26 protein-coding genes and 3 tRNA genes are annotated in these 24,349 nt (G+C 70.8%); 25 read left to right on the top strand and 4 right to left on the bottom strand.

All coding sequences use genetic code 11. From position 1 onward, the window contains the following. Window positions 1-84: 84 nt before the first annotated feature. Complete coding sequence (locus BU204_RS16805) at window positions 85-2,742, top strand: putative bifunctional diguanylate cyclase/phosphodiesterase (RefSeq protein WP_075126616.1); 2,658 nt, start codon at window positions 85-87, stop codon at window positions 2,740-2,742. Here the strand turns inward: BU204_RS16805 and BU204_RS16800 are convergent. Further along, window positions 2,726-3,616: an SDR family NAD(P)-dependent oxidoreductase gene (locus tag BU204_RS16800; RefSeq protein ID WP_075126615.1), complete on the bottom strand. Its 891-nt coding sequence runs from the start codon at window positions 3,614-3,616 to the stop codon at window positions 2,726-2,728. The genes BU204_RS16805 and BU204_RS16800 overlap by 17 nt on opposite strands. 51 nt (window positions 3,617-3,667) lie before the next feature. On the opposite strand from BU204_RS16800, the gene BU204_RS16795 reads away from it, so the two are divergent. From BU204_RS16795 to BU204_RS16760, 8 genes are all read left to right on the top strand, one after another. Further along, on the top strand, window positions 3,668-4,240 hold the full coding sequence (locus BU204_RS16795; protein ID WP_075126614.1) for a TetR/AcrR family transcriptional regulator: 573 nt from the start codon (window positions 3,668-3,670) through the stop codon (window positions 4,238-4,240). A gap of 114 nt (window positions 4,241-4,354) precedes the next feature. Then, window positions 4,355-4,427 (top strand) — tRNA-Thr (locus BU204_RS16790). 54 nt (window positions 4,428-4,481) lie between these two features. Continuing rightward, window positions 4,482-4,554 (top strand) — tRNA-Met (locus tag BU204_RS16785). Window positions 4,555-4,582: 28 nt separating this feature from the next. Next, entirely contained in the window at window positions 4,583-4,747 is a 165-nt protein-coding gene (gene rpmG / locus BU204_RS16780) for a 50S ribosomal protein L33 (RefSeq protein ID WP_075126613.1), read from the top strand. Next, window positions 4,748-5,197 carry a MaoC family dehydratase N-terminal domain-containing protein gene (locus tag BU204_RS16775; RefSeq protein WP_075126612.1) on the top strand — a complete coding sequence of 150 codons (450 nt, stop codon included), beginning with the start codon at window positions 4,748-4,750 and terminating at the stop codon, window positions 5,195-5,197. A gap of 47 nt (window positions 5,198-5,244) precedes the next feature. Next, window positions 5,245-5,622, top strand: a complete 378-nt coding sequence (locus BU204_RS16770; RefSeq protein WP_143229545.1) for a MaoC/PaaZ C-terminal domain-containing protein — start codon at window positions 5,245-5,247, stop codon at window positions 5,620-5,622. Between the two features lie 35 nt (window positions 5,623-5,657). Beyond that, window positions 5,658-6,035, top strand: coding sequence for a metal-sulfur cluster assembly factor (locus tag BU204_RS16765; RefSeq protein WP_075126610.1), 378 nt, complete (start codon window positions 5,658-5,660; stop codon window positions 6,033-6,035). Further along, a complete protein-coding gene (locus BU204_RS16760) occupies window positions 6,032-7,027 on the top strand; it encodes an amidohydrolase family protein (protein ID WP_075126609.1) in 996 nt (331 codons plus the stop codon). The genes BU204_RS16765 and BU204_RS16760 overlap by 4 nt, the downstream gene beginning before the upstream one ends. Before the next feature lie 21 nt (window positions 7,028-7,048). Here BU204_RS16760 and BU204_RS16755 read toward each other — a convergent pair whose 3' ends face one another. Next, window positions 7,049-8,266, bottom strand: a complete 1,218-nt coding sequence (locus tag BU204_RS16755) for a pyridoxal phosphate-dependent aminotransferase (RefSeq protein WP_075126608.1) — start codon at window positions 8,264-8,266, stop codon at window positions 7,049-7,051. Window positions 8,267-8,451: 185 nt separating this feature from the next. On the opposite strand from BU204_RS16755, the gene BU204_RS16750 reads away from it, so the two are divergent. The 5 genes from BU204_RS16750 (at window position 8,452) to rplA (ending at window position 11,183) form a co-directional block, all read left to right on the top strand. Beyond that, window positions 8,452-8,524: transfer RNA gene (locus BU204_RS16750), tRNA-Trp, on the top strand. A 42-nt stretch (window positions 8,525-8,566) separates the two neighbouring features. Then, on the top strand, window positions 8,567-9,025 hold the full coding sequence (gene secE, locus BU204_RS16745; RefSeq protein ID WP_075126607.1) for a preprotein translocase subunit SecE: 459 nt from the start codon (window positions 8,567-8,569) through the stop codon (window positions 9,023-9,025). Between the two features lie 68 nt (window positions 9,026-9,093). After that, window positions 9,094-9,930, top strand: coding sequence for a transcription termination/antitermination protein NusG (gene nusG / locus BU204_RS16740; protein ID WP_075126606.1), 837 nt, complete (start codon window positions 9,094-9,096; stop codon window positions 9,928-9,930). Between the two features lie 34 nt (window positions 9,931-9,964). Further along, the gene (gene rplK, locus BU204_RS16735) at window positions 9,965-10,396 is read left to right on the top strand and encodes a 50S ribosomal protein L11 (RefSeq protein WP_075126605.1); all 432 of its coding nucleotides are present in this window, start codon (window positions 9,965-9,967) and stop codon (window positions 10,394-10,396) included. 67 nt (window positions 10,397-10,463) lie between these two features. Beyond that, complete coding sequence (gene rplA / locus BU204_RS16730) at window positions 10,464-11,183, top strand: 50S ribosomal protein L1 (RefSeq protein ID WP_075126604.1); 720 nt, start codon at window positions 10,464-10,466, stop codon at window positions 11,181-11,183. 62 nt (window positions 11,184-11,245) lie between these two features. On the opposite strand, the gene BU204_RS16725 is transcribed toward rplA, so the two are convergent. Together BU204_RS16725 and BU204_RS16720 are read right to left on the bottom strand one after the other, a co-directional pair. Continuing rightward, window positions 11,246-12,103, bottom strand: coding sequence for a S1 family peptidase (locus BU204_RS16725; RefSeq protein WP_198942894.1), 858 nt, complete (start codon window positions 12,101-12,103; stop codon window positions 11,246-11,248). 130 nt (window positions 12,104-12,233) lie between these two features. Continuing rightward, window positions 12,234-13,154, bottom strand: coding sequence for a nuclear transport factor 2-like protein (locus BU204_RS16720; RefSeq protein WP_075126603.1), 921 nt, complete (start codon window positions 13,152-13,154; stop codon window positions 12,234-12,236). Between the two features lie 255 nt (window positions 13,155-13,409). On the opposite strand from BU204_RS16720, the gene rplJ reads away from it, so the two are divergent. The 11 genes from rplJ (at window position 13,410) to BU204_RS16665 (ending at window position 24,330) form a co-directional block, all read left to right on the top strand. After that, window positions 13,410-13,967 carry a 50S ribosomal protein L10 gene (gene rplJ, locus BU204_RS16715; RefSeq protein WP_075126602.1) on the top strand — a complete coding sequence of 186 codons (558 nt, stop codon included), beginning with the start codon at window positions 13,410-13,412 and terminating at the stop codon, window positions 13,965-13,967. Between the two features lie 28 nt (window positions 13,968-13,995). Further along, the gene (gene rplL, locus BU204_RS16710) at window positions 13,996-14,391 is read left to right on the top strand and encodes a 50S ribosomal protein L7/L12 (RefSeq protein WP_075126601.1); all 396 of its coding nucleotides are present in this window, start codon (window positions 13,996-13,998) and stop codon (window positions 14,389-14,391) included. Between the two features lie 143 nt (window positions 14,392-14,534). Then, window positions 14,535-15,683 (top strand): ABC transporter ATP-binding protein, encoded by a 1,149-nt coding sequence (locus BU204_RS16705; RefSeq protein WP_075126600.1) that lies wholly within the window; start codon window positions 14,535-14,537, stop codon window positions 15,681-15,683. After that, window positions 15,680-16,474: an MlaE family ABC transporter permease gene (locus tag BU204_RS16700; protein WP_075126599.1), complete on the top strand. Its 795-nt coding sequence runs from the start codon at window positions 15,680-15,682 to the stop codon at window positions 16,472-16,474. The genes BU204_RS16705 and BU204_RS16700 overlap by 4 nt, the downstream gene beginning before the upstream one ends. A gap of 2 nt (window positions 16,475-16,476) precedes the next feature. Further along, a complete protein-coding gene (locus tag BU204_RS16695) occupies window positions 16,477-17,316 on the top strand; it encodes an MlaE family ABC transporter permease (RefSeq protein WP_075126598.1) in 840 nt (279 codons plus the stop codon). Continuing rightward, a complete protein-coding gene (locus BU204_RS16690) occupies window positions 17,313-18,656 on the top strand; it encodes an MCE family protein (RefSeq protein ID WP_233160366.1) in 1,344 nt (447 codons plus the stop codon). Before BU204_RS16695 ends, BU204_RS16690 begins: the two co-directional genes overlap by 4 nt. Next, entirely contained in the window at window positions 18,653-19,687 is a 1,035-nt protein-coding gene (locus tag BU204_RS16685) for an MCE family protein (protein WP_075126597.1), read from the top strand. Before BU204_RS16690 ends, BU204_RS16685 begins: the two co-directional genes overlap by 4 nt. Beyond that, a complete protein-coding gene (locus BU204_RS16680) occupies window positions 19,684-20,667 on the top strand; it encodes an MCE family protein (protein ID WP_075126596.1) in 984 nt (327 codons plus the stop codon). The genes BU204_RS16685 and BU204_RS16680 overlap by 4 nt, the downstream gene beginning before the upstream one ends. Then, a complete protein-coding gene (locus BU204_RS16675; RefSeq protein WP_075126595.1) occupies window positions 20,664-21,854 on the top strand; it encodes an MCE family protein in 1,191 nt (396 codons plus the stop codon). Before BU204_RS16680 ends, BU204_RS16675 begins: the two co-directional genes overlap by 4 nt. After that, window positions 21,854-23,059: an MCE family protein gene (locus BU204_RS16670; RefSeq protein WP_075126594.1), complete on the top strand. Its 1,206-nt coding sequence runs from the start codon at window positions 21,854-21,856 to the stop codon at window positions 23,057-23,059. The genes BU204_RS16675 and BU204_RS16670 overlap by 1 nt, the downstream gene beginning before the upstream one ends. Then, the gene (locus BU204_RS16665) at window positions 23,059-24,330 is read left to right on the top strand and encodes an MCE family protein (RefSeq protein ID WP_075126593.1); all 1,272 of its coding nucleotides are present in this window, start codon (window positions 23,059-23,061) and stop codon (window positions 24,328-24,330) included. The genes BU204_RS16670 and BU204_RS16665 overlap by 1 nt, the downstream gene beginning before the upstream one ends. The last annotated feature ends 19 nt before the right edge of the window (window positions 24,331-24,349 follow it).

Raw genomic sequence — 24,349 nt, 5'->3', positions numbered from 1 at the left:
TTCCTTGCTCCGAGGGGGTACAGTAGCGCGACCGTGAGGTGCCCGCTCGGGGCGCCGTCACTGTGCGACGGCCGAGGAGAGTGCATGCCCGACCAGGCATCGGCGGCTCACGAGCGCATCCCGGACGTGTACCCGGACCCCGCGGTCGACCGGCGGTTCCGCGCGTTCTCGGTGCTCATCCTCCTCACCGGCATCGCGGCCGCGGTGCTCGTCTCGTTCTGGCTCCCGCTCACCCCCTCCGCCGACCTCATCGGCACCGGCCTCCTGCTCGTCCTCGCCTTCCTCGTCGTCGAGCAGCTCTCGGTCAACATCGACGTCCGGGGCGGGGTGTCCTGGACGATCTCGTTCACCGAGATCCCGCTGGCCATCGGGTTGTTCGTCGCGCCGTTCCAGGTCGTGCTCGCCGCGCACCTGGTCGCCGGCGTCGGCACCCTGCTCGTCCGGCGCGTCCAGGACCGCCTCCTCTACAACACCGGCGCCGAGATCCTCGAGATCTCCACCGCCTTCACCGTCCTCACCGTGGTCGGCGGTGTCGTCCAGGGCGGTGGCCCACCGTGGTTCGCGGTGTTCGCCGGCGCCCTCAGCGCGCCGGTCGCCAGCACGCTGCTCGCCCTGGCCGCGGTGTACGTCCTCGGCCGGCGGATGCGGCTGGGCGCCGCCACGAAGCTCGTCTCGCGGACGCTGGTCCTCGGGCTGGTCAACGCCTCGGTCGGCGTCGTCGGCTACGAGGTCGTCACCCACGTCGAGCACGGCTGGCCGCTGGTGCTGCCGCTGCTCGGCGGCGTCTCGGCGCTCTACTTCGCCTACTCGGGCCTGCTCCGCGAGCAGCGGGACCTCGAGGCGTTGTCCGAGGTCAGCCTGATCGTCGCCCGCTCGGGCCGGCGGGCGGCGGCTCGGCCGGCGACCGGCCAGGACACGGCGAACTCGATCAAGGTCGACGACTGGCTCGGCGTCGCCCAGCGCATCCGGGACCAGCTCGGCGCGGCCCGCGTCGTGCTGCGGCTGCGGGTCGACCCACAGGCGCCGATGAAGACGGTCGTCGCCGGCGACGAGCTGCCCGAGGAGGTCGTCGACGTCGAGCCCGCCGGCGGTCGCGCGGACGCGCTCCTGCGGCTGCCCGGCTCGCACGTGCGCCACTTCCGCCGGATCGACGCGCTGCCCGAGATCCGGCAGGCGCTGATGCGGCGCGGTGCCCAGGAGGCGCTGGTCGTGCCGCTGCGCAGCGCGAGCCACCTGCTCGGCGTCGTCGAGGCGCACGACAAGCTGTCCCGCTGGCGCGGCTTCGGCCAGGCCGACCTGCGCATGATCGGCACGACGGCCAGCCACCTCGCGACGGCGCTGGACAACCGGCGGCTGCTCGCCACCCTGCGCCACGACGCCTACCACGACCCGCTGACCGGCCTGCACAACCGACCCGGCTTCCGCCAGCTCGCCACCCAGCTGCTGGCCGACCGGCCCGGGGCGGTGATGATGCGGATCGACCTCGAGGTGCAGTCCGCGGTCAGCGACGCCCTCGGCTTTGCCTGGATCGACCGGATCACGATCGCCGCGGGCCGGCGCCTGCGTGACGTGCTCGGCGTGGAGACCCCGCTCGCCCGGCTCGAGGGCGGGGCGTTCGCCGCGCTGCTCGTCGACGCCGACCTCGACCGGGCGCAGGAGGTCGCCGAACGGTTGTCGGCCAGCCTGTCCACGCCCTACTCGGTCGACCGGCTGACCGTCGAGGCCGGCGCGGTCGTCGGCTACTCCTCGTCGGTTGTCGTCGACGGCGTGATGTTCTCCGACGCCGCGGGGGCGCCCCGCGACGGCGCGGTCGGCGAGCCCGACGTCGACGAGCTGCTCAAGCGGGCCGACGTCGCCCTGCGGTCGGCGCGCGCGAGCGGGGAGAAGGCCAAGTCCTACGTGCCGAGCATGGGGCAGATCTTCCTCCGCCGCTTCCAGCTGGTCACCCAGTTCCGCCAGTCGCTCGAGGACGGCCAGGTCAGCGTGCACTACCAGCCGAAGGTCGCGCTGCCGCGCCGCGAGGTGCTCGGTGTCGAGGCGCTCGTGCGCTGGGTGCACCCGGAGTTCGGCCGACTCGCCCCCGACGAGTTCGTGCCCGCAGTGGAGGCCGCCGGGCTGGTCGACGTGCTGACCGACTTCGTGCTGGACAAGGCGTTGGCCCGAATCCGCAAGTGGTTGGACCAGGGCCTGCGGATCGGTGTGGCGGTCAACCTGTCCGTGCGCAGCCTGAACAACGAGCACTTCCCCGACCAGGTGCAGGCTTCGTTGGAGCGGTACGGCGTGCCGGCCGAGCTGCTCACGCTCGAGCTCGGGGAGTCCGTCGTGATGGCCGACCCGGCGCGCGCCCTGCCGGTGCTGCGGGCACTGCACACCCTCGGCGTGGTGCTGGCCGTCGACGACTTCGGCACCGGCTACTCCTCGCTCGCCTACCTGCGGCAGCTGCCGGTGGACGAGGTGAAGATCGACAAGAGCTTCGTCTTCGGCATGGGCAGCGACCTGGGCGACCTGGCCGTCGTGCGTTCGATCGTCGAGCTCGGCCACTCCCTTGGCCTCGTCGTGGTCGCGGAGGGCGTCGAGGAGGACGCCGCCCGCGACCAGCTCGCCGAGATGGGCTGTGACGTGGCGCAGGGCTATCTGATCTCCCGGCCGCTGTCCGAGGAGCGGCTCGAGGCGTGGCTGCAGGCCAGGACCACCCGGGCCCGCGGCCTGCGCGACGAGACGGTGCTCACGCTGGTCTCGTGACCGGTCGCCGGGCTGCGTAGTGCGGCCGCAGCGAGCGGTGCACCACCCGGTCGAGGAGCCGGTCGGGGAGCAGGCGGGCGAGGCGGGCGAGGATCGCCGCGTCGCGGCCGACGGTGTACCGGGTGCGCGGACGAGGGCTGGTGACGGCCTCGGCGACCACTCGCGCCGCCTGCTCGGCCGGCACGCCGTCCCTGGCCCAGGACCTGGCCTGGTTGGTGACGGCGCCCATGAGCGCGTCGTACCGCTGGTGCTGCTCGCCGGTCATCGCGGCGGCGAGGCTCTCGGCGGTGGCGACACCTCGCCCCGCCATCTCGGTCACCACGGCCCCCGGTTCGACCACGACGACAGTGACGCCGAGCCCGGCCACCTCCCGCCGGAGGGCGTCGCTCACGGCCTCGAGCGCGAACTTCGAGCCGGCGTAGGCGCCGTAGGCGGGCAGGGCGACCCGGCCGCCGATCGAGCTGATGTTGACCACCCTGCCGGAGCTGGCGAGCAACGCCGGCAGCAGCGCCTGGGTCGTCGCGATCTGACCGAACACGTTGACCTCGAACTGCCGGCGCCACTGCGCCACCGGCAGCGCCTCGACCGGGGCGTTGACCGCGATGCCGGCGTTGTTGACCAGCGCGCGCAGCGGGCGGCGCCCGGGGTCGCCGGCGACCCGTTCGGCAAGCGCGGCGACGTCGGCCTCGGAGGTGACGTCGAGCCGGACGGGTTCGATGCGCTCGGCACGCAGCGCCTCAGCGTCCGCGTCCCGGCGCACCCCGGCGAGGACGTGGAAGCCGCGCCGCGCCAGCTCGCGTGCGGTGGCGGCACCGATTCCGGTCGAGGCCCCGGTCACGACGGCGAGGGCGACAGTTTCAGTTGACGTTGTCATCTCAACAAGGTAGGCCGATCCGGTTGACACTGTCAACTCTATGCTGTCCGCATGGTGACCAGAGTGGAGACCGCGGCCGCGACCCGACGTGCGCTCGTCGACGCCGCCGGCGCGCTGCTCGACGCGGGCGGCCCGGACGCTGTGACCCTGCGCGAGGTCGGCGCGCGGGCGGGGGTGTCGCGCTCAGCGCCGTACCGGCACTTCGCCGACAAGGAGAGCCTGTTGGCCGCGGTCGCCACCGAGGCGTGGAGCGAGGTCGGGGACGCGCTGGAGGCGCTGGTCGCCGAGCCGGCCGCCCGGCCCGAGCAGGCGTTGCGGCAGGCGCTGCTGGCGATGGTCGAGATCGGCCGCACCCGGCCCCACCTGTACCGGCTGATGTTCGCGGCGCCGGCCGCGGACCCGACGGTCGTGGTGCGGGCCGCGGAACGCACGCAGGACCTGTTCCTGGAGATCGTCGCCGCGGTCGTCGGGCAGGGGGCGGCCCGGCAGTACGGCGGGCTGCTGCTGAGCAGTGCGCACGGCGTCACCCATCTGGAGATCAGCGGGCACCTGCTGGAACACAAGTGGCAGGCGACCGGCGAGCAGCTGGTCGACCTGCTGATCGGCCTCCTGCCAATGGACTAGCAGTGTCGTCGAGCAGGCGCCGCGACAGGGTGCCTCGGTGGCGAGGAGCCCGGTTTCGCGGGCTCGATCGGGGGCGTGTACAGTCATCACGGCTCAAGCGAGAAGGCCGAGCACGCCCCAATAGCTCAGTCGGCAGAGCGTCTCCATGGTAAGGAGAAGGTCTACGGTTCGATTCCGTATTGGGGCTCGCAATTATACTGGGGGCAGGCCCCCTGGCACCGGTGCGCGAGGGTCAGGGTAGGGCGGTGTAGCTCAGTCGGTAGAGCAAGCGGCTCATAATCGCTGTGTCGCCGGTTCAAGTCCGGCCACCGCTACGCGTAAGCAGGAGAGAGAGGCAAGGCCGTGGCCGGCAGCGACGTGCGACCGAAGATCACCCTGGCGTGTGAGCAGTGCAAGCACCGCAACTACATCACCAAGAAGAACCGGCGCAACGACCCGGACCGCTTGGAGATGAAGAAGTTCTGCCCGAACTGTGGCACGCACCGCCTGCACAAGGAAACCCGCTAGGTGCCGCTGGACCCCGCGTACGCCGGGCACGCCTACCCGCGTTCCGAGGTGTACGAGGTCGGCCGGGCCAAGATCAGGGAGTTCGCGGAGGCCATTGGCGACGCCAACCCGGTCTACCGCGACCCTGAGGCCGCCGCCGCAGCCGGGTATCCGGACGTGATCGCCCCACCGACGTTCCCCGTTCTTCTCTTCGGGAAGTTCTCGATCGCGGCTCTGGTCGAGGACGAGGCACTCGGGCTCGACTACGGCCGCATGGTGCACGGTGACATGTCCTTCGCCTACCAGCGCCCCGTGCGGGCCGGCGACCGGCTGACCCTCGTCACCCACATCGAGAGCGTGATGAACCGCGCCGGGAACGACTTCCTGAACCTGCGCGTGGACGTGGACACCGATGACGACGAGCGCGTCGTCGTCGCCAGGGCCCAGCTCGTCGTGCGGGGTGAGCAGTGAGCGGCACCGGCCCGGCCGAGGTCGCCGCCGGCAGCGCCCTGCCCCCCATGTCGGTCCGCGTCACCCGCGCCGACCTGGTCCGCTACGCCGGGGCCGCGCTCGACTTCAACCCGATCCACTGGAACGAGAAGACCGCCGACGAGGTGGGTCTTCCCGGCGTGATCGCCCACGGCATGCTGACCATGGCCATCGCCGGCCGGCTGGTCACCGACTGGCTCGGTGACCCCGGCGCGCTGCTCGAGTACGGTGCGCGCTTCATCCGCCCGGTCGTCGTGCCCAACGACGAGACCGGCGCTCTGGTCGAGCTGAGTGGCAAGATCCGCGAGGTCCGCGAGGACGGCACCGCACGGGTCGACGTCACCGCCACCTTCGAGGGCAAGGCCGTGCTCGGCAAGGCCGTCGCGATCGTTCGCCTGCCTGCCTGATGTGATCTAGGGCACATTCCCGCTAGGTTCGGGGGATGGACGCGATTCCCCAGCGGTACCTGCGCCAGCTGGCGGCGGTGTTCGATCCCTGTTGCCGGGACAAGGGCATCTCTGTCGTCGACATGGGCCTGGTGCACTCCGTCTCGGTCGAGGGGCGGCACGCCCGGGTCGAGCTGCTGCTGACCTCCGGCTGGTGCCCGTTCGCCGCCGCCGTGCTCGGTGAGGTCCGGGACCGGATGGAGGCACTACCCGAGGTCGACAGCGCGGAGGTCGAGGTCGTCTGGCACACCCCCTGGACGACCGACCGGCTCTCGGACTCCGCGCGCGCCCGGCTCCGGTTCCTGCCGGACCCGGTCGCGGTGGGCGATCGCGACCAGTACGTCACCACCCACCGTCGGGGAGGCCTGCCGTGATCGATGACGTCTTCGTGTTCGACGGTGTCGCGCACCCGTTCAACCTCGCTCCGGACAACGCCTTCGGGCCGCCCGGGCAGCTGTTCGCCAACCACCTCTACGCCTTCCACACGACGCTCACCCCGGAGGGTGAGGAGCACCTGCCGGCCGACCGGTTCCTCCGCGACTGGTCCCCCGAGGAGGTCCACCGGATGGTCTTCGACGAGTCGGAGACCGACATGCTGGTCGCGATGCCGCTGCCGCTGACCGACCTGTTCGCCGACGGGCTCTCACCCTGGGAGGAGTGCGCGGACCTGGCCCGCAGCGACCCCGACCGGACGGTCTTCTGGGGCACGGTGAACCCGCTGGAGGGCAAAAGGGCGCTGGACCTGATGACCCGGCAGGTCGAGGAGTTCGGGGCGCGGGCGTTCAAGTTCTACAACGTCCGCTACGACTACGGCCGGCCCTTCCCGTGGCGGATGGACGACCCGCAGGTCGCCTACCCGGTCTTCGAGCGCGCCCAGGAGCTCGGCGTGAACCTGATCGGCGTGCACAAGGGCGTGCCGCTCGGACCCCAGCCGATCGAGCACACCCAGACCTGGGACATGGACGGCGCGGCGGCCAACTTCCCCGACATCAACTTCGTGATCTTCCACGTCGGGCTGCCGTTCCTGGACGAGACGTGCTGGCAGCTCATCCGCTACCCGAACCTCTACGCCTCGCTCGCGGCCACGATCAACTTCCTGGTGCGCGCACCCCGGATGTTCGCCGAGATCCTGGGCAAGCTGCTCTTCTGGTGCGGCGAGGACAAGATCGTGTACGGCAGCGAGGCGCCGATCTTCCACCCGCGGTGGGCGCTGCGGGCGTTCATGGACTTCCAGATCCCGCAGGACCTGTGCGAGGGCTACGGCTACCCGCAGCTGACCGACGAGGCCAAGCGCAAGATCCTCGGCGGGAACCTGCTCCGCCTGCACGGCATGAACCCGGCGACCGTCCGGGGCGCGACCGGCTGACCGGCCCCGGACGGCGCGGCTCTACCGCGCCTCGCGCAGCAGGTCGCCCATGCGGGTCACGCCGGTGGCGAGGTCGTCGTCGCCGAGGGCGTAGGAGAGGCGGAAGTAGCCGGGGGTGCCGAAGGCCTCCCCGGGCACCACGGCCACCTCGGCATGCTCGAGCACCAAGGCGGCCAGGTCGACGCTGGTCTCCGCCCGGACACCGCGGATCTCCCTGCCGAGCAGGGCCTTGACCGACGGGTAGGCGTAGAAGGCGCCCTGCGGGGTGGGCACCTCGACCCCGGGGATCTCCGAGAGCAGCTTGACGATCGTGCGCCGCCGCCGGTCGAAGGCCTCGCGCATCTCGTGGACGGCGTCCAGCGGCCCGGCGACCGCGGCCAGGGCGGCCCGCTGGGACACGTTCGCCACGTTCGAGGACAGGTGCGACTGCAGGTTCGCCGCGGCCTTGGTCACGTCGGCCGGGCTGACCATCCAGCCGACCCGCCAGCCGGTCATCGCGTAGGTCTTGGCGACGCCGTTCACCACGACGCAGGTGTCGGCGAGCTCGGGCACCACGACCGGCATCGAGTCGGCCCGGGCCCCGTCGTAGGTGAGGTGCTCGTAGATCTCGTCGGCGACCACCCAGATGCCGTGCTCCACGGCCCAGCGGCCGATCGCCTCGACCTGCTCCCGCGGGTAGACGGCCCCGGTCGGGTTGGACGGGCTGCAGTAGAGCAGGACCTTCGTCCGCTCGGTGCGTGCCGCCTCCAGCTGCTCGACGCTGGCCAGGTACCCGGTGGACTCGTCGGTCACCACCGGCACCGGCACACCTCCGGCCAGGGCGATCGACTCGGGGTAGGTCGTCCAGTACGGGGCGGGCAGCAGCACCTCGTCGCCCGGGTCGAGCAGGGTGGCGAAGGCCTGGTAGACGGCCTGCTTGCCGCCGTTGGTGACCAGCACCTGGTTGGCCGCCACCTGGTAGCCGCTGTCGCGGGCGGTCTTGGCCGCGATCGCCTCGCGGAGCTCGGGCAGGCCTCCCGCCGGGGTGTAGCGGTGGTTGCGCGGGTCCCTGGCGGCCTCCACCGCCGCCTCGACGATGGCCGGCGGGGTCGGGAAGTCCGGCTCGCCGGCGCCGAAGCCGATCACCGGGCGCCCCGCGGCCTTGAGGGCCTTGGCCTTGGCGTCCACGGCGAGCGTCGCGGACTCGGCGATGCCGCCGATCCTGGCGGAGATCCTGCTGACGGAGCTGTGTTCGGCCATGCTGGAATCGTCCCAGACCGGCCAAGTCCCGGACATCGGAGGCCCTCTGACGGGCGCGGTTGCAGAGTGCTCCCGGCCTTGTCGTAGACTCTGGGACTTGGAAGTTGCCGACCGCACCCCACGTTGCACTGTGGGGTAGGTCGAATGCGTCCGAATAGTGTGGCGTCGAGCGATCGACACCGCGTAGGGGTGTAGCTCAACTGGCAGAGCAGCGGTCTCCAAAACCGCAGGTTGCAGGTTCAAGTCCTGTCACCCCTGCGTCAGACGCAAGGTGCGGATCCATCGAGCGGAGGAACTGGCGTGGTTGACGACCGCGACAAGGAGCGGGACAAGGAGCGGGAGCGCCCTTCTCGTCCGGTCACCGCCGCGGCGCGGCGTGAGCGCCGCGCTTCCGCTCGCCCTGCCGCGCGGAAGGACACGACGTCCGCCGACGACAAGGCGAAGTCGGGCAAGGCGGACGACAAGGCCGGTGACAAGGCGCGGCCCAGGGCCAAGGCCAAGGCCGCCGAGAGCAAGACCGGCGAGCACAAGGGCCGGGCGACGCCGACCAGGGACCGCAAGGACACCCCGGGCCTGTTCGCCCGGATCTTCCGGTTCCTGCGCGAGGTGGTGGCCGAGCTCCGCAAGGTCATCTGGCCGACCCGCAAGCAGATGATCACGTACACGGCTGTCGTGTTGGTTTTCGTGGCCTTCATGGTTGCCCTGATCGCGGGGTTGGACCTCGCGCTCGCCAAGGGCGTGTCCGCGCTGTTCGGCTGAGCTGCGCCCGACCGGGCCAGCAGGTTGACTTGCGACACGTGATCTATGAAAGGAAGCGAGACCGAACAGTGAGCTCCGAGAACGGCGCGACCGGCAGCCAGGAGCCGACCAGCTACGACGAGGCCGAGGCGGCGCTGTCCGTCGATGACACGCTGGACGGCACCCCCGAGCCGGCCGAGGACGTCGCCGGGGACGACTACTCGACCGAGGACTCCGCCGACGGCCACGCCGACCCGGCTGCCGACGGTGCCGGTGAGCTGACCGCCGCCACGGCCGACGGCGAGGACGAGGCAGGCGACCCGGCCGCCGAGATGCGCGAGGCCCTGCGCCGCGCGCCCGGCGACTGGTACGTCGTGCACTCCTACGCCGGCTACGAGAACAAGGTCAAGACCAACCTCGAGACCCGTATCCAGACCCTGGACATGGAGGACTACATCTTCCAGGTCGAGGTGCCGACGGAAGAGGTCACCGAGATCAAGAACGGGCAGCGCAAGCAGGTCCAGCGCAAGGTGCTGCCCGGTTACATCCTTGTCCGCATGGAGCTCAACGACCCCTCGTGGTCCGCGGTGCGCAACACCCCCGGGGTCACCGGCTTCGTCGGGGCGACGTCCAAGCCGTCGCCGCTGACCATCGACGAGGTGCTGAAGTTCCTCCTCCCGCAGACCGAGGAGGCCAAGCCGGCGGCGGCGGGCAAGGGCGCGGCGGCGACGCCGTCCAAGGGCCCGGTCGTGGAGGTCGACTTCGAGGTCGGCGAGTCGGTCACCGTCATGGACGGCCCGTTCGCGACGCTGCCCGCGACGATCAGCGAGGTCAACGCGGACGGGCAGAAGCTCAAGGTGCTGGTGTCGATCTTCGGCCGGGAGACGCCGGTCGAGCTCTCGTTCAGCCAGGTCTCCAAGATCTGACGGTTGCCGAGACACGAAACAAGCAGGGAAAGTCATGCCACCCAAGAAGAAGAAGCTGTCCGCGATCATCAAGCTGCAGATCACGGCAGGCCAGGCCAACCCGGCGCCCCCCGTGGGCCCGGCGCTCGGTCAGCACGGCGTCAACATCATGGACTTCTGCAAGCAGTACAACGCCGCGACCGAGTCGCAGCGGGGCACTGTCGTGCCGGTCGAGATCTCCGTGTACGAGGACCGCTCGTTCGACTTCAAGCTCAAGACCCCTCCGGCGGCGAAGCTGCTGCTCAAGGCCGCGGGCGTGGACAAGGGCAGCGGCGAGCCGCACCGCAACAAGGTCGCCAAGGTGACCTGGGACCAGGTTCGCGAGATCGCGGAGACCAAGAAGTCCGACCTCAACGCCAACGACATCGACCAGGCGGCGAAGATCATCGCCGGCACTGCCCGCAGCATGGGCATCACGGTCGAGTAACTCCAGAACAATTCGTGTGGGAGAGCTGGGCGCGGCTCGTTACCACTGGCTTTCGTAAGGAAGTGTTATGGCAAAGCGCAGCAAGGCCTATCGTCAGGCCTCCGAGCTGATCGACCGGGAGCGGCTGTACTCGCCGCTCGAGGCCGCGAAGCTCGCCAAGGAGACCTCCAAGGTGAAGCTGGACGCGACCGTCGAGGTCGCGATGCGGCTCGGGGTCGACCCCCGCAAGGCGGACCAGATGGTGCGCGGCACGGTGAACCTGCCGCACGGCACCGGCAAGACCGCCCGCGTGATCGTGTTCGCGACCGGTGACAAGGCCAACGAGGCCGTCGCCGCGGGTGCGGACGAGGTGGGCGCCGAGGACCTGATCGAGCGCATTCAGGGTGGCTGGCTCGACTTCGACGCCGCGATCGCGACCCCGGACCAGATGGCGAAGGTCGGTCGGATCGCTCGCATCCTCGGCCCCCGCGGTCTGATGCCGAACCCGAAGACCGGCACGGTGACCCCGGACGTCACCAAGGCCGTGGCAGACATCAAGGGCGGAAAGATCAACTTCCGCGTCGACAAGCAGGCCAACCTGCACCTGGTGATCGGCAAGGCCTCCTTCGGCGAGGAGAAGCTGGTCGAGAACTACGCCGCCGCGCTGGACGAGGTGCTGCGGGCCAAGCCGTCGGCAGCGAAGGGCCGGTACCTGAAGAAGGTCACCTTCTCCACGACCATGGGCCCGGGCATCCCGGTGGACCCGGCGCGGACCAGGAACCTGCTGACCGACGAGCCGGTCGCCTGAGCAAGACCTTCACACGAGAACGGCGCCCCCTCGGGGGCGCCGTTCTCGTTCGGTGGGTTGGTTCAGAGCTGGGCGTTCACCGCGGCGAGAGCGGTGGTCACCGGTTGGAAGAAGGTCACACCGCCGCTGTCACAGTTGCCGGAGCCACCGGAGGTCAGCCCGACCGCGGCACCGTCCTCGGTGAACAGCGAGCCGCCGCTGTCGCCGGGCTCGGCGCAGACGGTAGTCTGGATGAGGCCGGTCACCGTGCCCTCCGGGTAGTTCACGGTGGCCTCGAGGCCGGTGACCTGGCCGTCGAACAGGCCGGTCGTGCTGCCCATCCGGAACACCTGCTGGCCGATCTCCGCGTCGGCGGCCCGGTCGATGGGGACGAACCGGTTGTCGCCGATGTCCACGACGCTCTCCGGGGCGGTGGCGGGGTCGTCGTAGGTGAGCAGTGCGAAGTCGCCCTCGCCGGGGAAGACGGCCTCCTGGACGGTGGCGATGGGGTCGCCGTCCTGCTGGTCGGACCACTGGGCGGCGATCACGCCGCAGTGCCCGGCGGTGAGGAAGCCGGGGGTGCCGTCCTCGGTGGTGACATTGAACCCGAGCGAGCAGCGCCCGCTCCCGGCGAAGATGGCGTCGCCGCCCTCGGCGAACAGCCGCAGCTCACCGGGGGAGCGCTGGAGCCGGGCGACGTCCTCGCCCAGGGTTCGCACGGTGGTCTCGAGCGTGTCCCAGGTGTCGCCGGTGACCGTGGTGTCGGCCGTGACGACCATCTGCCCGGTGCGGGGGTCGGTGGCCCAGGCCGTGCCGGGGATGCGGTCCTGACGCAGCTCGGTCAGGGTCGCCATGGCGGTGGAGGTGCGGGTGCTTCTCGGTTCGCTCCGTTCGGCCTGGGCCTGCGGCAGCAGGACGGCGACGAGGGCGGCCGCCGCCACCGCGCCGGCCCCTGCTATCAGGCCTTTTCGGCTGGTCGGTCGGTGTTTGGCGCGCAATTCGCGACCTCCTCGGGATGGGAATCGGGCGAACTGGTTCCGATTCGTTATACGAGGAGATCCGGGAAGCGGTTCAGGACGTGGGCGCCGCGCTCGGTGTCTCGGTGCAGCTTTCCTGCTCGTGCGCGGTGACGATCCACTGGTTGCCGCCCTGCGAGCCGCGGTCCCGGCTGACCGTGAGCCGGCCGAGCAGCGGGCCGCCGCGCACGCCGAGGGTGCAGGAGCTGATGGTCACCGTGTCGGTGGCCGGGACGCGGCTGACCGAGGTCATGTTGGCGGGGTTGGCGTACTCGGACTTCTGCCCGGGCACCACCTCGGCGTTGAGGGCCGCGACGATCTCCCGGCAGTCGCCGCCGTAGGACCCGAAGTGCGAGGTGAACTCGGCGCGGGCGTCGTCGGTGAAGCGGCCGCACGCCGCCTCCGGGTCGCCCTGCGCGACGTCGTCGTAGATGCGTTGGACGGCGGCACGCGGGCTCTCCTCGAACAGCAGCGTGGTCTTCTGCTGGCCCCCGCCGATCTCGGACGCCTTCGGCTGGTCGGGCGGGCCGCCGAGGAAGTAGTCGATGGCGAAGTAGCCGGCGGCGACCAGCAGCAGCACCACGATGACCGCGGTCACGATCTTGCCGACGACGGCGCTGAGCGCGCGCCGGACCGGGCCGCGTTTGGGCGGCGGGGGACCCCAGGGCTGGAGGAAGCCGGGTGGCGGTGGCTGCCCCTGGGGGAAGCCCTGTTCCTTGGCCTGCCGCATCAGCTGCTGGAACTGCTGGAACTCCTGGAACTGGCGAACCTGCTCCGGGTCGAGCGGGGCGGCCTGGTTCGGCGGCAGGACGGCCGGCGGTGGCTGAGCCGGCATGATCAGTTCCCCGCTGGGCGGGGTCGGCGCGTCACCCAGCCCGTTGCTCCCGGCGGGGGAGAGGTGTGGTCCGTTGGCCGGTCCCGGGGCCGGGTGCCCACCCGGTGCCTGGTGCTCGTTGTCGGCCACGGACTCCATCATGCCGTACCGGGTACGGGGGCGATGTGAACCGCCCGCGGACCACCACGTATTCTGGTCCACGGTTCTACCGAAGACCGCTGGTCTCCGCGTCCGGGCAACCGGGAGCGGACGAAGGCTCCGGCACCGCCGGGCGGCCCGCGCAGGAGAACGAGGTCTCGAGCGCTCACGCGCTCGTTCACGCCCCGTGCCCTGCGCCGGGGCGTTCGTCGTCTCATGGGGTCCTCGCCGGCGGTCCAAGCCACGAGAGGAGGCGACATGGCGAAGGCAGGCAAGGTTGAGTCCGTCGCCGAGATCGCGGACAAGTTCCGCAACAGCTCGGCTGCCGTTGTCACCGAGTACAGCGGTCTCACCGTGTCCCAGCTGACCACGCTGCGTCGCGCTCTCGGCACGGGCACGACGTACCGGGTCGCGAAGAACACCCTGGTCAAGCGCGCCGCGCAGGACGCCGACGTGCAGGGCCTGGACGGCCTGTTCGTCGGGCCCACCGCGATCGCGTTCGTCGAGGGTGAGCCGGTGGACGCCGCGAAGGCGCTCCGCGACTTCGCCAAGGAGCACAAGGGCCTGGTCATCAAGGGCGGCTACATGGATGGCCGCCCGCTCACGGTCGACGAGGTCGACAGGATCGCCGACCTCGAGTCCCGCGAGGTGCTGCTCGCCAAGCTGGCGGGCGCCATGAAGGGCAACCTGGCCAAGGCCGCCGGCCTGTTCAACGCGCCGGCCTCGCAGGTCGCCCGTCTGGCCGCCGCGCTCCAGGAGAAGAGGGCGTCCGCCGAGGACGCGCCCACCGAGCAAGCGGCCCCCGCCGAGAGCTGAAAACCCCACCTGAGAAAGGAACGCCATCATGGCGAAGCTGAGCACTGACGAGCTGCTCGACGCGTTCAAGGAGATGACGCTGCTCGAGCTGTCCGCCTTCGTGAAGCAGTTCGAGGAGACCTTCGAGGTCACCGCGGCTGCCCCGGTCGCCGTCGCCGCCCCCGGCGCCGTCGCCGGTGGTGACGGTGGCGCCGCCGCCGCCGAGGAGCAGGACGAGTTCGACGTCGTCCTCGAGTCGGCCGGCGACAAGAAGATCCAGGTCATCAAGGTCGTCCGCGAGATCGTCTCCGGCCTGGGCCTCAAGGAGGCCAAGGAGCTGGTCGAGGCCGCTCCCAAGGCTGTCCTGGAGAAGGTCGCCAAGGACGCCGCGGAGGCCGCCAAGGACAAGCTGGAGGGCGCCGGCGCGAAGGTCAGCGTCAAGTGACCTCCCGCTGAACGACCTCGTCAGGGCCGGTACCCACGCTGGGTGCCGGCCCTGACGTCGTTCCACCCCGGACCTAACTCGGCAGTAACCTACGTCCTCTCCGCTCGTTGCACCTGGATGTAACCCGACCAGCAGGAGGTTCGATGGGCGCCGAGGTGGTCATCGAAGGCCTGACGAAGTCCTTCGGACGGCAGACCATCTGGCGGGACGTCACGCTGACCCTTCCGCCCGGTGAGGTCAGCGTCATGCTCGGTCCGTCGGGTACCGGCAAGTCGGTGTTCCTCAAGTCGATGATCGGCCTGCTCAAGCCGGACCGGGGACGCTGCGAGATCAACGGCGTCGACATCGTCACCTGCTCGGAGCGCAAGCTCTACGAGATCCGGAAGCTGTTCGGGGTGTTGTTCCAGGACGGTGCGTTGTTCGGGTCGATGAACCTGTACGACAACGTGGCGTTTCCGCTGCGTGAGCACACGAAGAAGTCCGAGGCGGAGATCCGCCGGATCGTGCTCGAGAAGCTCGACATGACGGGCCTGGCCGGGGCCGAGCGCAAGCTCCCCGGCGAGATCTCGGGCGGCATGCGCAAGCGGGCGGGCCTGGCGCGTGCGCTGGTGCTGGACCCGGAGATCATTCTGTGTGACGAGCCGGATTCGGGGTTGGACCCGGTGCGTACGGCGTACCTGTCGCAGTTGTTGATCGATCTGAACGCGCAGATCGACGCGACGATCCTGATCGTGACGCACAACATCAACGTGGCCAGGACGGTTCCGGACAACCTGGGGATGCTGTTCCGCCGGGAGCTGGTCATGTTCGGGCCGCGGGAGGTGCTGCTCACCTCCGAGGAGCCCGTCGTCTCCCAGTTCCTCAACGGGCGCCGGATCGGCCCGATCGGGATGAGCGAGGAGAAGGACCAGGCCACCGCGGACGCTGAGGCCGCGCATGCCGCGGCCGGCCATGCCGACGGCTTCGACGAGGATCTGCGCGGCATCGTGCCCCAGCTCGAGCCCACCCCCGGCCTGCCAGAACGCCAGGCGGTACGCCGGCGTAAGGACCGGGTCATGCGGATCATCCATGCGCTGCCCCAGCAGGCACGCGACGGGATCATCGAGTCGCTCACCCCCGAGGAGCGCGAGCGCTACGGCGTAGCCCGCCGGCCGAGTCCCTCGCCTCGCCCCAGGGACAACGGATGGCATCCCCCGGAGGCGGTCGCCGGCGAGGCACCCGCCGAGATCGCCCGGCTGCCGAAGTCGAACTGGCGTACCGACCCGCCGGACGGGTCCGGTGGTGGTGCATGACGGCTCGGACGGCACAGGCTTCCTTCCCCGGTGCCGGGGCGCTGCGGGAGACCGGCCGGCTGTTCGCCCTGGCCCTGGACGTCGTGGTGAACACCTTCCGGCGGCCCTTCCAGGTGCGGGAGTTCATCCAGCAGTGCTGGTTCATCGCCAGCGTGACGATCCTGCCGACGGCGCTCGTCGCGATCCCGTTCGGTGCGGTCGTCGCCCTGCAGCTGGGCAACCTCATCGTCCAGCTCGGCGCCCAGTCGTTCACCGGCGCGGCGGCGGTACTGGCGATCATCCAGCAGGCGGCGCCGCTGGTGACCGCCCTGATGGTGGCCGGCGCGGGCGGCTCGGCGATCTGCGCGGACCTCGGCGCGCGGACCATCCGCGAGGAGATCGACGCCATGCAGGTGCTCGGCGTCAACCCGATCCAGCGGCTGGTCGTGCCGAGGGTGCTCGCGACGATGGTGGTCGCGGTGCTGCTCAACGGCCTGGTGTCGGTCGTCGGTGTGCTCGGCAGCTACTTCTTCAACGTGGTGCTCCAGGGCGGCACGCCGGGTGCCTACCTCGCCAGCTTCTCCGCCCTCGCCCAGCTGCCGGACCTGTGGATCAGCGAGATCAAGGCGCTGATCTTCGGCTTCATCGCCGGGGTGGTCGCGGCCTACCGCGGCCTGAACCCCAAGGGCGGGCCGAAGGGTGTCGGCGACGCGGTCAACCAGTCCGTGGTGATCACGTTCCTGCTGCTGTTCTTCGTCAACTTCGTGCTGACCGCCGTGTACCTCTCGGTCGTCCCGCAGAAGGGGAGCTGAGCTTGCCCTCCTTCACCGACACCGCACGGCGGGTGGCCTCAGCCCCGCTGACCTGGCTGGACACCCTGGGCGACCAGCTGTCGTTCTACCTGCGCGCGCTCGCCTGGATCCCGCGCACGCTGCGCCGCTACCTGCGCGAGACGATGCGGATCCTGGCCGAGGTGAGCTTCGGCTCCGGTGCGCTGGCGGTGATCGGCGGCACGATCGGCGTGATGATCGGGATGACCGTGTTCACCGGCACGGTCGTCGGCCTGCAGGGCTACGCCGCGCTGGACCAGATCGGCACCGCCGCGTTCTCCGGGTTCGCCTCGGCCTACATCAACACCCGCGAGGTGGCACCGCTGGTCGCCGGGCTCGCGCTGTCGGCGACGGTCGGCGCCGGGTTCACCGCCCAGCTCGGCGCGATGCGGATCTCCGAGGAGATCGACGCGCTCGAGGTCATGGGGGTGCCGAGCCTGCCGTTCCTGGTGACCACGCGGATCATCGCCGGGTTCGTCGCGGTGATCCCGCTCTACATCATCGGCCTGCTCAGCTCCTACCTCGCGTCGCGGACCATCGTCGTCTACTTCTACGGGCAGTCGGCCGGCACCTACGACCACTACTTCAACCTGTTCCTCCCGCCCGAGGACGTGTTCTGGTCCTTCGGCAAGGTGCTGATCTTCGCCGTGGTGATCATCCTGGTGCACTGCTACTACGGCTACCGGGCCTCCGGCGGGCCGGCCGGGGTGGGTGTCGCGGTCGGCCGTTCGGTCCGGACCACGATCGTCACCGCCGCGCTGCTGAACTTCTTCATCGGCTTCGCCGTCTGGGGGACCACGGTCACGGTGAGGATCGGCGGATGAGGACCCCGGTCATGGCCACGATCCGCCGCCGACTGCTGGGCCTCGGCTTCCTCGTCGTGATCGCCGGGCTGGTCGGCCTGTCCGTTGCCGTGTACGCGAAGGTGTTCACCCCGGTCGTGCGGGTGCACCTGGCGACCGACAAGCTCGGCAACCAACTCCAGGTGCGCGGCGACGTGAAGGTCCGGGGGCTGATCGTCGGCGAGATCCGGTCGATCACACCCACCGAGCGGGGCTCGGAGCTGGAGCTGGCGCTGGACCCGGACAAGGTCGACCTGATCCCGCGCAACGTCACCGCCCGCTTCGTGCCCAAGACCCTGTTCGGCGACCGGTACGTGGCGCTGCAGATCCCGCCCGCGCCCGACCCGGCGCACCTGGCCGAGGGCGACCGGATCGAGCAGGACCGCTCGGCGCCCGCGGTGGAGCTCTCCCAGGCCCTGGACCACCTGCTGCCGGTGCTGCAGGCCGTGCAGCCGCAGAAGCTCTCGACGACGCTGACCGCGATCTCCACCGCGCTCGAGGGCCGTGGCGAGCGGCTCGGTGAGACCCTCGTCGAGCTGGGCCGGCTGGTCGAGGAGATCAACCCGCACGTGCCGCAGCTGACCCACGACCTGCGGGCCCTGGTCCAGGTCAGCGACACCTACACCGAGGCGGTGCCCGACTTCGTGGCCGCGCTCGAGGACCTCACGGTCACCTCGCGCACCATCGCCGAGCAGCGCGACACCCTGCGTGCGTTGTTCGCCGACCTGACCACCTCCAGCCGCGATCTGGAGAACTTCCTGCGGGCCAACTCCGACAACCTCATCCGGCTCGCCGACAGCTCTCGCGGCACGCTGGAGCTGCTGGCCAGGTACTCGCCGTCCTACCCCTGCTTCCTGGAGCAGATGGCGCGGCTGGTCGACGCGGCCGACCCGGTGTTCGGCGCGGGCACCGACCAGCCAGGGCTGCACGCCACGCTGGAGGTCGTCGTCGACAAGGGCCCGTACCGGCCGGGCGAGGACGAGCCCGAGTTCGACGAGCACCGCGGCCCGCGTTGCTACGACCCCGACCAGCTGGGGACCCCGTTCCCCGACCAGCCGCCGGACGGGGAGCTGCGCGACGGCACCTCGCGCGGCCCGGCGAACCGCACGGCCCAGGACGGCCTGCTGCCGGGCGCCGGCACGACCAGCCCGTCCGCCGCGCCGGCCCCAGGGTCCGACTCGCTGCCCAACTCACCGGCCGAGCGGGACTTCCTCGCCCAGATCCTGGCTCCCGGGCTGGGCGTCGAGCCGGAGGGCGTTCCGGCCTGGTCGAGCCTGCTGGTCGGGCCGCTCTACCGCGGTGCGGAGGTGCGGTTCCGGTGAAGGGGCTCGTCGCGCCGCTGGTCAAGCTGATCGTGTTCACCCTGGTCACGGTCGGCGCCACCGCCGTGCTCGCGATCAGCATCGCCAACGTCGACCTCGGGTCGACCACGAGCTACCGGGCCCGGTTCACCGACGCGACGCTGCTGCTGCCCGGCGACGACGTGCGGATCGCCGGGGTGCGGGTCGGGCAGGTCGAGGAGGTCGCGATCGTCGAGCGCACCCAGGCCGAGGTGCGGTTCTCGGTGGAGTCCGGGCGCAGGCTCCCGGCGTCGGTCACCGCGCAGATCAAGTTCCGCAACCTGGTCGGCCAGCGTTACCTGACGCTGGGCCAGGGCACCGGCGGCGACCCCAACGACGTGCTCGAGCCCGACGAGACCATCCCACTGGAGCGCACCCGGCCGGCGCTGGACCTGACCGAGTTGTTCAACGGGTTCAAGCCGCTGTTCCGGGCCCTCTCGCCGGACGACGTCAACCAGCTCTCCTACGAGATCATCCAGGTGCTGCAGGGGGAGGGCGGGACCGTCGAGTCCCTGCTCGCCCACACCGCCTCCCTGACCGCCACGATCGCGGAGAAGGACCAGGTGATCGGGCAGGTCATCGGCAACCTCAACAGCGCCCTGGACACGATCAACGCCCGCGGTGACCAGCTGTCGACACTGGTCGTCCAGGTCCAGCAGCTGGTGTCCGGCCTGGCCCAGGACCGGGAGCCGATCGGCGACGCGGTCGAGGCCCTCGGCGGCCTGGCCGAGACCACCGCGGGACTGCTCACCGAGGCCCGCGAGCCGCTCAAGCAGGACATCGCCGCGCTCGGCGGGCTGGTCGGCAACCTCAACGACAGCGAGCAGGTGGTGGAGCACTTCATCCAGTTCCTGCCGGAGAAGACCGCGAAGCTGACCCGGACGGTGAGCTACGGCTCCTGGTTCAACTTCTTCCTCTGCTCCGCGGAGGGCTCGGTCGGCATCCCCGGCATCATCACCCAGCCGATCGACGTGCCGATCTCCTCGGCCAGCGCGGAGAGGTGCACGCGATGAGGTCGTTCAGCTCCCGCAACCCGATCCCGATCGGGATCGCCGGCCTGGTCGTGCTCGCCCTCGCGTTCACCGTGGCGATGTTCAGCGACGACCTGCCGATCATCGGCGGCGGCACCAGCTACAGCGCCGAGTTCTCCGAGGCCGCCGGGCTCGAGCCGGACGACGAGGTGCGCATCGCCGGGGTGAAGGTGGGCAAGGTCTCCGACATCGAGCTCGAGGGCGACCGCGTGGTGGTCACGTTCAAGGTCAAGGACGCCTGGGTGGGGGACCGGACCTCGGCCGCTATCAAGATCAAGACCGTGCTCGGGCAGAAGTACCTCGCGCTCGAGCCGGCCGGCCGTGACGTACTCGACCCCGCCGACCGGATCCCGAGGGAGCGCACGACCGCGCCCTACGACGTCGTCGAGGCGTTCCGCGGACTCGCCGAGACCACCAACCAGATCGACACCGCCCAGCTGGCGCAGAGCTTCGAGGTGATCGCCGAGACCTTCGCCGACACCCCCGACGACGTGCGGGGCGCGCTGACCGGGCTGCAGGCGCTGTCGAAGACGATCTCCTCGCGCGACGAGCAGCTGGCCGCGCTGCTCGACAACACCCAGCAGATCAGCAGGACGCTGGCCGAACGTGACGCGGAGGTGGTCCGGCTGCTCCAGGACGGCAACCTGCTGCTCGCCGAGGTCAGCCGCCGCCGCGACGCGATCACCGCCCTGCTCGACGGGACGCAGGCCCTGGCGACCGAGCTCCAGGGCCTGGTCAAGGACAACAACGAGCAGCTGGCACCGGTTCTGGCGAGCCTGGACCAGCTGACCGGCATGCTGCAACGCAACCAGGACGCGCTCGCCGAGGGCATCCAGAACATGGCCCCGTTCATCCGGCTGTTCAACAACGCCGTGGGCAACGGGCACTGGTTCGACAACTACATCTGCGGCCTGCTCCCACCGTCGACCGCCTCGGTCAACCCGACGGGGTGCCTGGCATGAGGGCGTCCCGGCTGGGCCGCGGCCTCACCCGCGGTGCGACGATCGCGGTCGTCATGGGTCTGGTGGTCGCCGCCGCGCTGTGGTGGCTGCTGGTCGACGCCAACCAGCGCCGCTACGTCGCGGTGTTCACCGGCGTCGTCGGCCTCTACGAGGGCAACGACGTCCGGGTGCTCGGCGTGCGGGTCGGCGAGGTCGACACGGTGGCGCCGCGGGGCGACGTGGTGCGGGTGGAGGTGCTGGTCGACCGCTCGGTGCGGATCCCGGCGACGGCGGGTGCGGCGATCGTCGCGCCGTCGCTGGTCAGCGACCGGTACGTGCAGTTCGCCCCCGCCTACACCGGCGGGCCGGTGATGGCCGAGGGGACCGTGCTTCCGCCCGACCGCACCGCCACCCCGCTCGAGGTCGACGACCTCTACGCGAGCCTCAACCGGGTGAGCAGGACGCTCGGGCCCAACGGTGCCAACGCCAACGGCGCGCTGTCCGACCTGCTGGACACCGCCGCGGCCAACCTCGACGGCAACGGGGCCTCGCTCAACGCCACGGTCACCCAGCTCTCGCAGCTGGCCGAGACGCTCTCCGGCAGCGACGAGGACCTGTTCGCGACGGTCGACAACCTCCAGCGGTTCACCTCGGCACTGGCCGCCTCCGACGAGCAGGTGAGCCGGTTCAACGAGCAGGCCGCCGAGGTCAGCCGCTTCCTCGCCGACGAGCGCGACGACCTGGCCGCCGCGGTGCGCCAGCTCGGGATCGCGCTGGGCGCGGTGCAGCAGTTCATCGACGACAACCGGGCCCGGCTCCGGTCCAACGTCGACAAGCTGGCCTCGGTCACCCAGGTGCTGGTCGACCAGCGGGCCGCCCTGTCGGAGGTGCTCGACGTCGCGCCGGTCGCCCTGTCCAACATCATCAACAGCTACAACGGCTCCTCGGGGACGCTCGACGCCCGGGCCGACCTCAACGAGCTCGCCCAACCGCCGATCGTGATGATCTGCAACCTGGTCCGCCAGGGCACCCCAGCGCAGCTGCCGCCGGTGCTCGCCGACGCCTGCGACGGCCTGGCGCCGGTGGTGGAGGGCCTGGTACCGCTGCCCTCGGCAGCCGAGGTGCTGACCGCGCTCCAGTCCGGGCAGCTGCCGCCGCTTCCGCTGCCACTGGCCCAGCTCTACGGCCCACAGGGAGGTGGGAGCTGATGCGCAGGGCCCTTCTCACCGCCGTCCTCGCCGGATCGCTGGCGCTGTCCGGGTGCTCGGACTTCACGAGCATCTACGACCTGCCGCTGCCCGGCGGTGCCGACCTCGGGGACCACCCGTTCACTGTCCGCGCCCGGTTCGCCGACGTGCTCGACCTGGTCCCGCAGTCCGGAGTGAAGGTCAACGAGGTGCCGGTCGGCCGGGTGGAGGACGTCCGGCTCGCCCCGGACGGCTGGACGGCGGAGGTGACGATGCGGGTCAACGGCGACGTGGAGCTGCCGGCCAACGCGCTCGCGATGCTGCGCCAGTCCAGCCTGCTGGGGGAGAAGTACGTCGAGCTCTCCCCGCCGCCCCCGGAGAAGGCCGCCGGCCGGCTCGCCGACGGCGCGCTGATCCCGCTCGAGCGCACCAACCGCAACACCGAGATCGAGGAGGTGCTCGGTGCGTTGTCGATGCTGCTCAACGGCGGCGGCATCGAGCAGCTGCAGAGCATCGCCCAGGAGCTCAACGCGGCCCTGTCCGGCAAGGAGGCCGACCTCCGGCGCACGCTGGACAGCGTCGACACCCTCGTGTCGACACTCGACGAGAGCAAGTCGGACATCACCCGGGCCATCGACGGGGTGAACCGGCTGGCCGGCACCCTCAACGAGGAGAAGGACCGGCTCGCGGGTGTGATCGACAACCTCGGCCCGGGCCTGAAGGTGCTCACCGACCAGCGGAGCCAGCTGGTCACGATGCTCCAGTCGCTGCAGGCGCTGTCCGACGTCGCGATCCGCACCGTCGACGCGAGCCAGGAGGACCTGGTCGCCGACCTCAAGGCGCTGACACCGTCGCTGCGCAAGCTCGGCGAGGCCGGTGCGGACCTGCCGAAGTCGCTCGAGCTGCTGTTCACCCTGCCGTTCACCGACGAGGCCGTGAACGGCGTGCACGGGGACTACTTCAACCTCTACGCCAAGATCGACCTCAACCTGCAGACGATCCTCGACAACCTCTCCCGCAGCCGGAACAACCCGATCGGCAACCTGGTGGGCGAGGTGCCGGTGGTGGGTGACGTGGTCGGTGGCGAGGAGGGGCCCGCGCTCCCGCAGCTGCCGCTGCCGGTCCTCGGCGACCCGCCGCCGGTCGGCGAGCTGCCCTCCGGTGGCTCGTCCGGCGGCGGCGGCCTGGCCGGGATCCTCGACGGCATCCTCGGGGGAGGTCGCTGATGCTGACCAAGCGGGTGCGCCTGCAGCTCGTCGCGTTCTTCGTGATCGCGGTGGTGGCCGTGGTCTACGCGCTGTTCCGGTTCGCCGACCTCGGTCGGGTCTTCGGGGTCGACGGCTACACCGCGCGGATGGACCTCGAGGAGTCCGGTGGCATCTTCACCAATGCCGAGGTCACCTACCGCGGGTTCAACGTGGGTCGGGTCGGGGAGATCCGGCTGACCGAGGACGGGCTGCGGGTCGACCTCGAGATCGACCCGGACGCGCCGCCGATCCCGGCGGACCTCGACGCGGTCGTCGCCAACCGGTCGGCGGTCGGCGAGCAGTACGTCGACCTGCGTCCCCGCCGCGACGGCGAGCCGTTCCTGTCCGGCTCCTCGGTGATCGCCGCGGACCGGACGAGCACCCCGGTCTCCACCGACGCGGTGATCCGCGACCTGGACAGCCTGGCGAGCTCGGTGCCGACCGACTCGCTGCGCACGGTGGTGGACGAGCTGGACCTCGCGTTCGCCGGCACCGGTGACGACCTGCAGGTCCTGCTGGACAGTACGGCCGAGTTCACCAGGATGGCCACCGAGCACCTGCCGCAGACGGTGGCGCTGATCAACGACGGCGGCACGGTGCTGGACACCCAGAACGCCCAGGCGGACAACATCACCTCCTTCGCCCGCGACCTCGCGACGCTGTCGGAGCAGCTGAAGAACTCCGACCCGGACCTGCGTCGGCTGGTGGCGGCGACACCGCGGGCGGCGACCGCGGTGACCAACCTGCTCCGCGAGTCCGGTCCGGGGTTGTCCGTGCTGTTCGCGAACCTGCTGACCACCTCGGACATCCTGGCCAGGCGGGCCGACGGGCTGGAGTACATGCTCGTGTCCTACCCGCTGTTCAGCGCGGCGGGGCAGGGCCTGCTCGGCGACGACCCGGGGCAGGTGCACCTCGGGCTCGTGCTCAACCTGTTCAACCCGCCGCCGTGCACCCGCGGCTACGAGCGGACCGACCGCCACGACGGCACCGACGAGACCAGCACCGGCAGCCCGGTCCCGCCCAACACCTACTGCGCCGAGCCGCCCGGCAGCCCGATCAACGTGCGCGGCTCGGCCAACGCCCCCTTCGGCGGCCAGCCCCCGAGCCCGCAGCGCCCGGGGACCAGGCCCGCGCCGCCGGACCAGACCGCCCAGACCGGCCCGATGCCGGAGGTCCTGCCCGGCACCCTCGGGCTCCCCGGCACCGACCGCCAGCCGAGCCTCGCCGCCCTGCTGGGACTGCCCGGCTGACCCCGCCTACCCTGGAGAG

It is taken from the genome of Actinophytocola xanthii, assembly GCF_001921205.1.
In the GTDB taxonomy this organism is placed as follows: domain Bacteria; phylum Actinomycetota; class Actinomycetes; order Mycobacteriales; family Pseudonocardiaceae; genus Actinophytocola; species Actinophytocola xanthii.
The sequence above is the reverse complement of the archived record's forward strand: the minus strand, read 5'-3'. Positions and strand labels throughout refer to the sequence as shown.

Coding starts and splice junctions, on each gene's coding strand:
- BU204_RS16700 (WP_075126599.1), top strand. CDS start 15,680: ATGACGGCTCGGACGGCACAGGCTTCCTTCCCCGGTGCCGGGGCGCTG.
- BU204_RS16670 (WP_075126594.1), top strand. CDS start 21,854: ATGCGCAGGGCCCTTCTCACCGCCGTCCTCGCCGGATCGCTGGCGCTG.
- BU204_RS16765 (WP_075126610.1), top strand. CDS start 5,658: ATGGACGCGATTCCCCAGCGGTACCTGCGCCAGCTGGCGGCGGTGTTC.
- BU204_RS16755 (WP_075126608.1), bottom strand. CDS start 8,266: ATGGCCGAACACAGCTCCGTCAGCAGGATCTCCGCCAGGATCGGCGGC.
- BU204_RS16805 (WP_075126616.1), top strand. CDS start 85: ATGCCCGACCAGGCATCGGCGGCTCACGAGCGCATCCCGGACGTGTAC.
- rplJ (WP_075126602.1), top strand. CDS start 13,410: ATGGCGAAGGCAGGCAAGGTTGAGTCCGTCGCCGAGATCGCGGACAAG.
- rplK (WP_075126605.1), top strand. CDS start 9,965: ATGCCACCCAAGAAGAAGAAGCTGTCCGCGATCATCAAGCTGCAGATC.
- BU204_RS16680 (WP_075126596.1), top strand. CDS start 19,684: ATGAGGTCGTTCAGCTCCCGCAACCCGATCCCGATCGGGATCGCCGGC.
- rplA (WP_075126604.1), top strand. CDS start 10,464: ATGGCAAAGCGCAGCAAGGCCTATCGTCAGGCCTCCGAGCTGATCGAC.
- BU204_RS16800 (WP_075126615.1), bottom strand. CDS start 3,616: ATGACAACGTCAACTGAAACTGTCGCCCTCGCCGTCGTGACCGGGGCC.
- rplL (WP_075126601.1), top strand. CDS start 13,996: ATGGCGAAGCTGAGCACTGACGAGCTGCTCGACGCGTTCAAGGAGATG.
- BU204_RS16690 (WP_233160366.1), top strand. CDS start 17,313: ATGAGGACCCCGGTCATGGCCACGATCCGCCGCCGACTGCTGGGCCTC.
- BU204_RS16705 (WP_075126600.1), top strand. CDS start 14,535: ATGGGCGCCGAGGTGGTCATCGAAGGCCTGACGAAGTCCTTCGGACGG.
- BU204_RS16665 (WP_075126593.1), top strand. CDS start 23,059: ATGCTGACCAAGCGGGTGCGCCTGCAGCTCGTCGCGTTCTTCGTGATC.
- BU204_RS16675 (WP_075126595.1), top strand. CDS start 20,664: ATGAGGGCGTCCCGGCTGGGCCGCGGCCTCACCCGCGGTGCGACGATC.
- BU204_RS16720 (WP_075126603.1), bottom strand. CDS start 13,154: ATGATGGAGTCCGTGGCCGACAACGAGCACCAGGCACCGGGTGGGCAC.
- BU204_RS16770 (WP_143229545.1), top strand. CDS start 5,245: ATGTCGGTCCGCGTCACCCGCGCCGACCTGGTCCGCTACGCCGGGGCC.
- BU204_RS16795 (WP_075126614.1), top strand. CDS start 3,668: ATGGTGACCAGAGTGGAGACCGCGGCCGCGACCCGACGTGCGCTCGTC.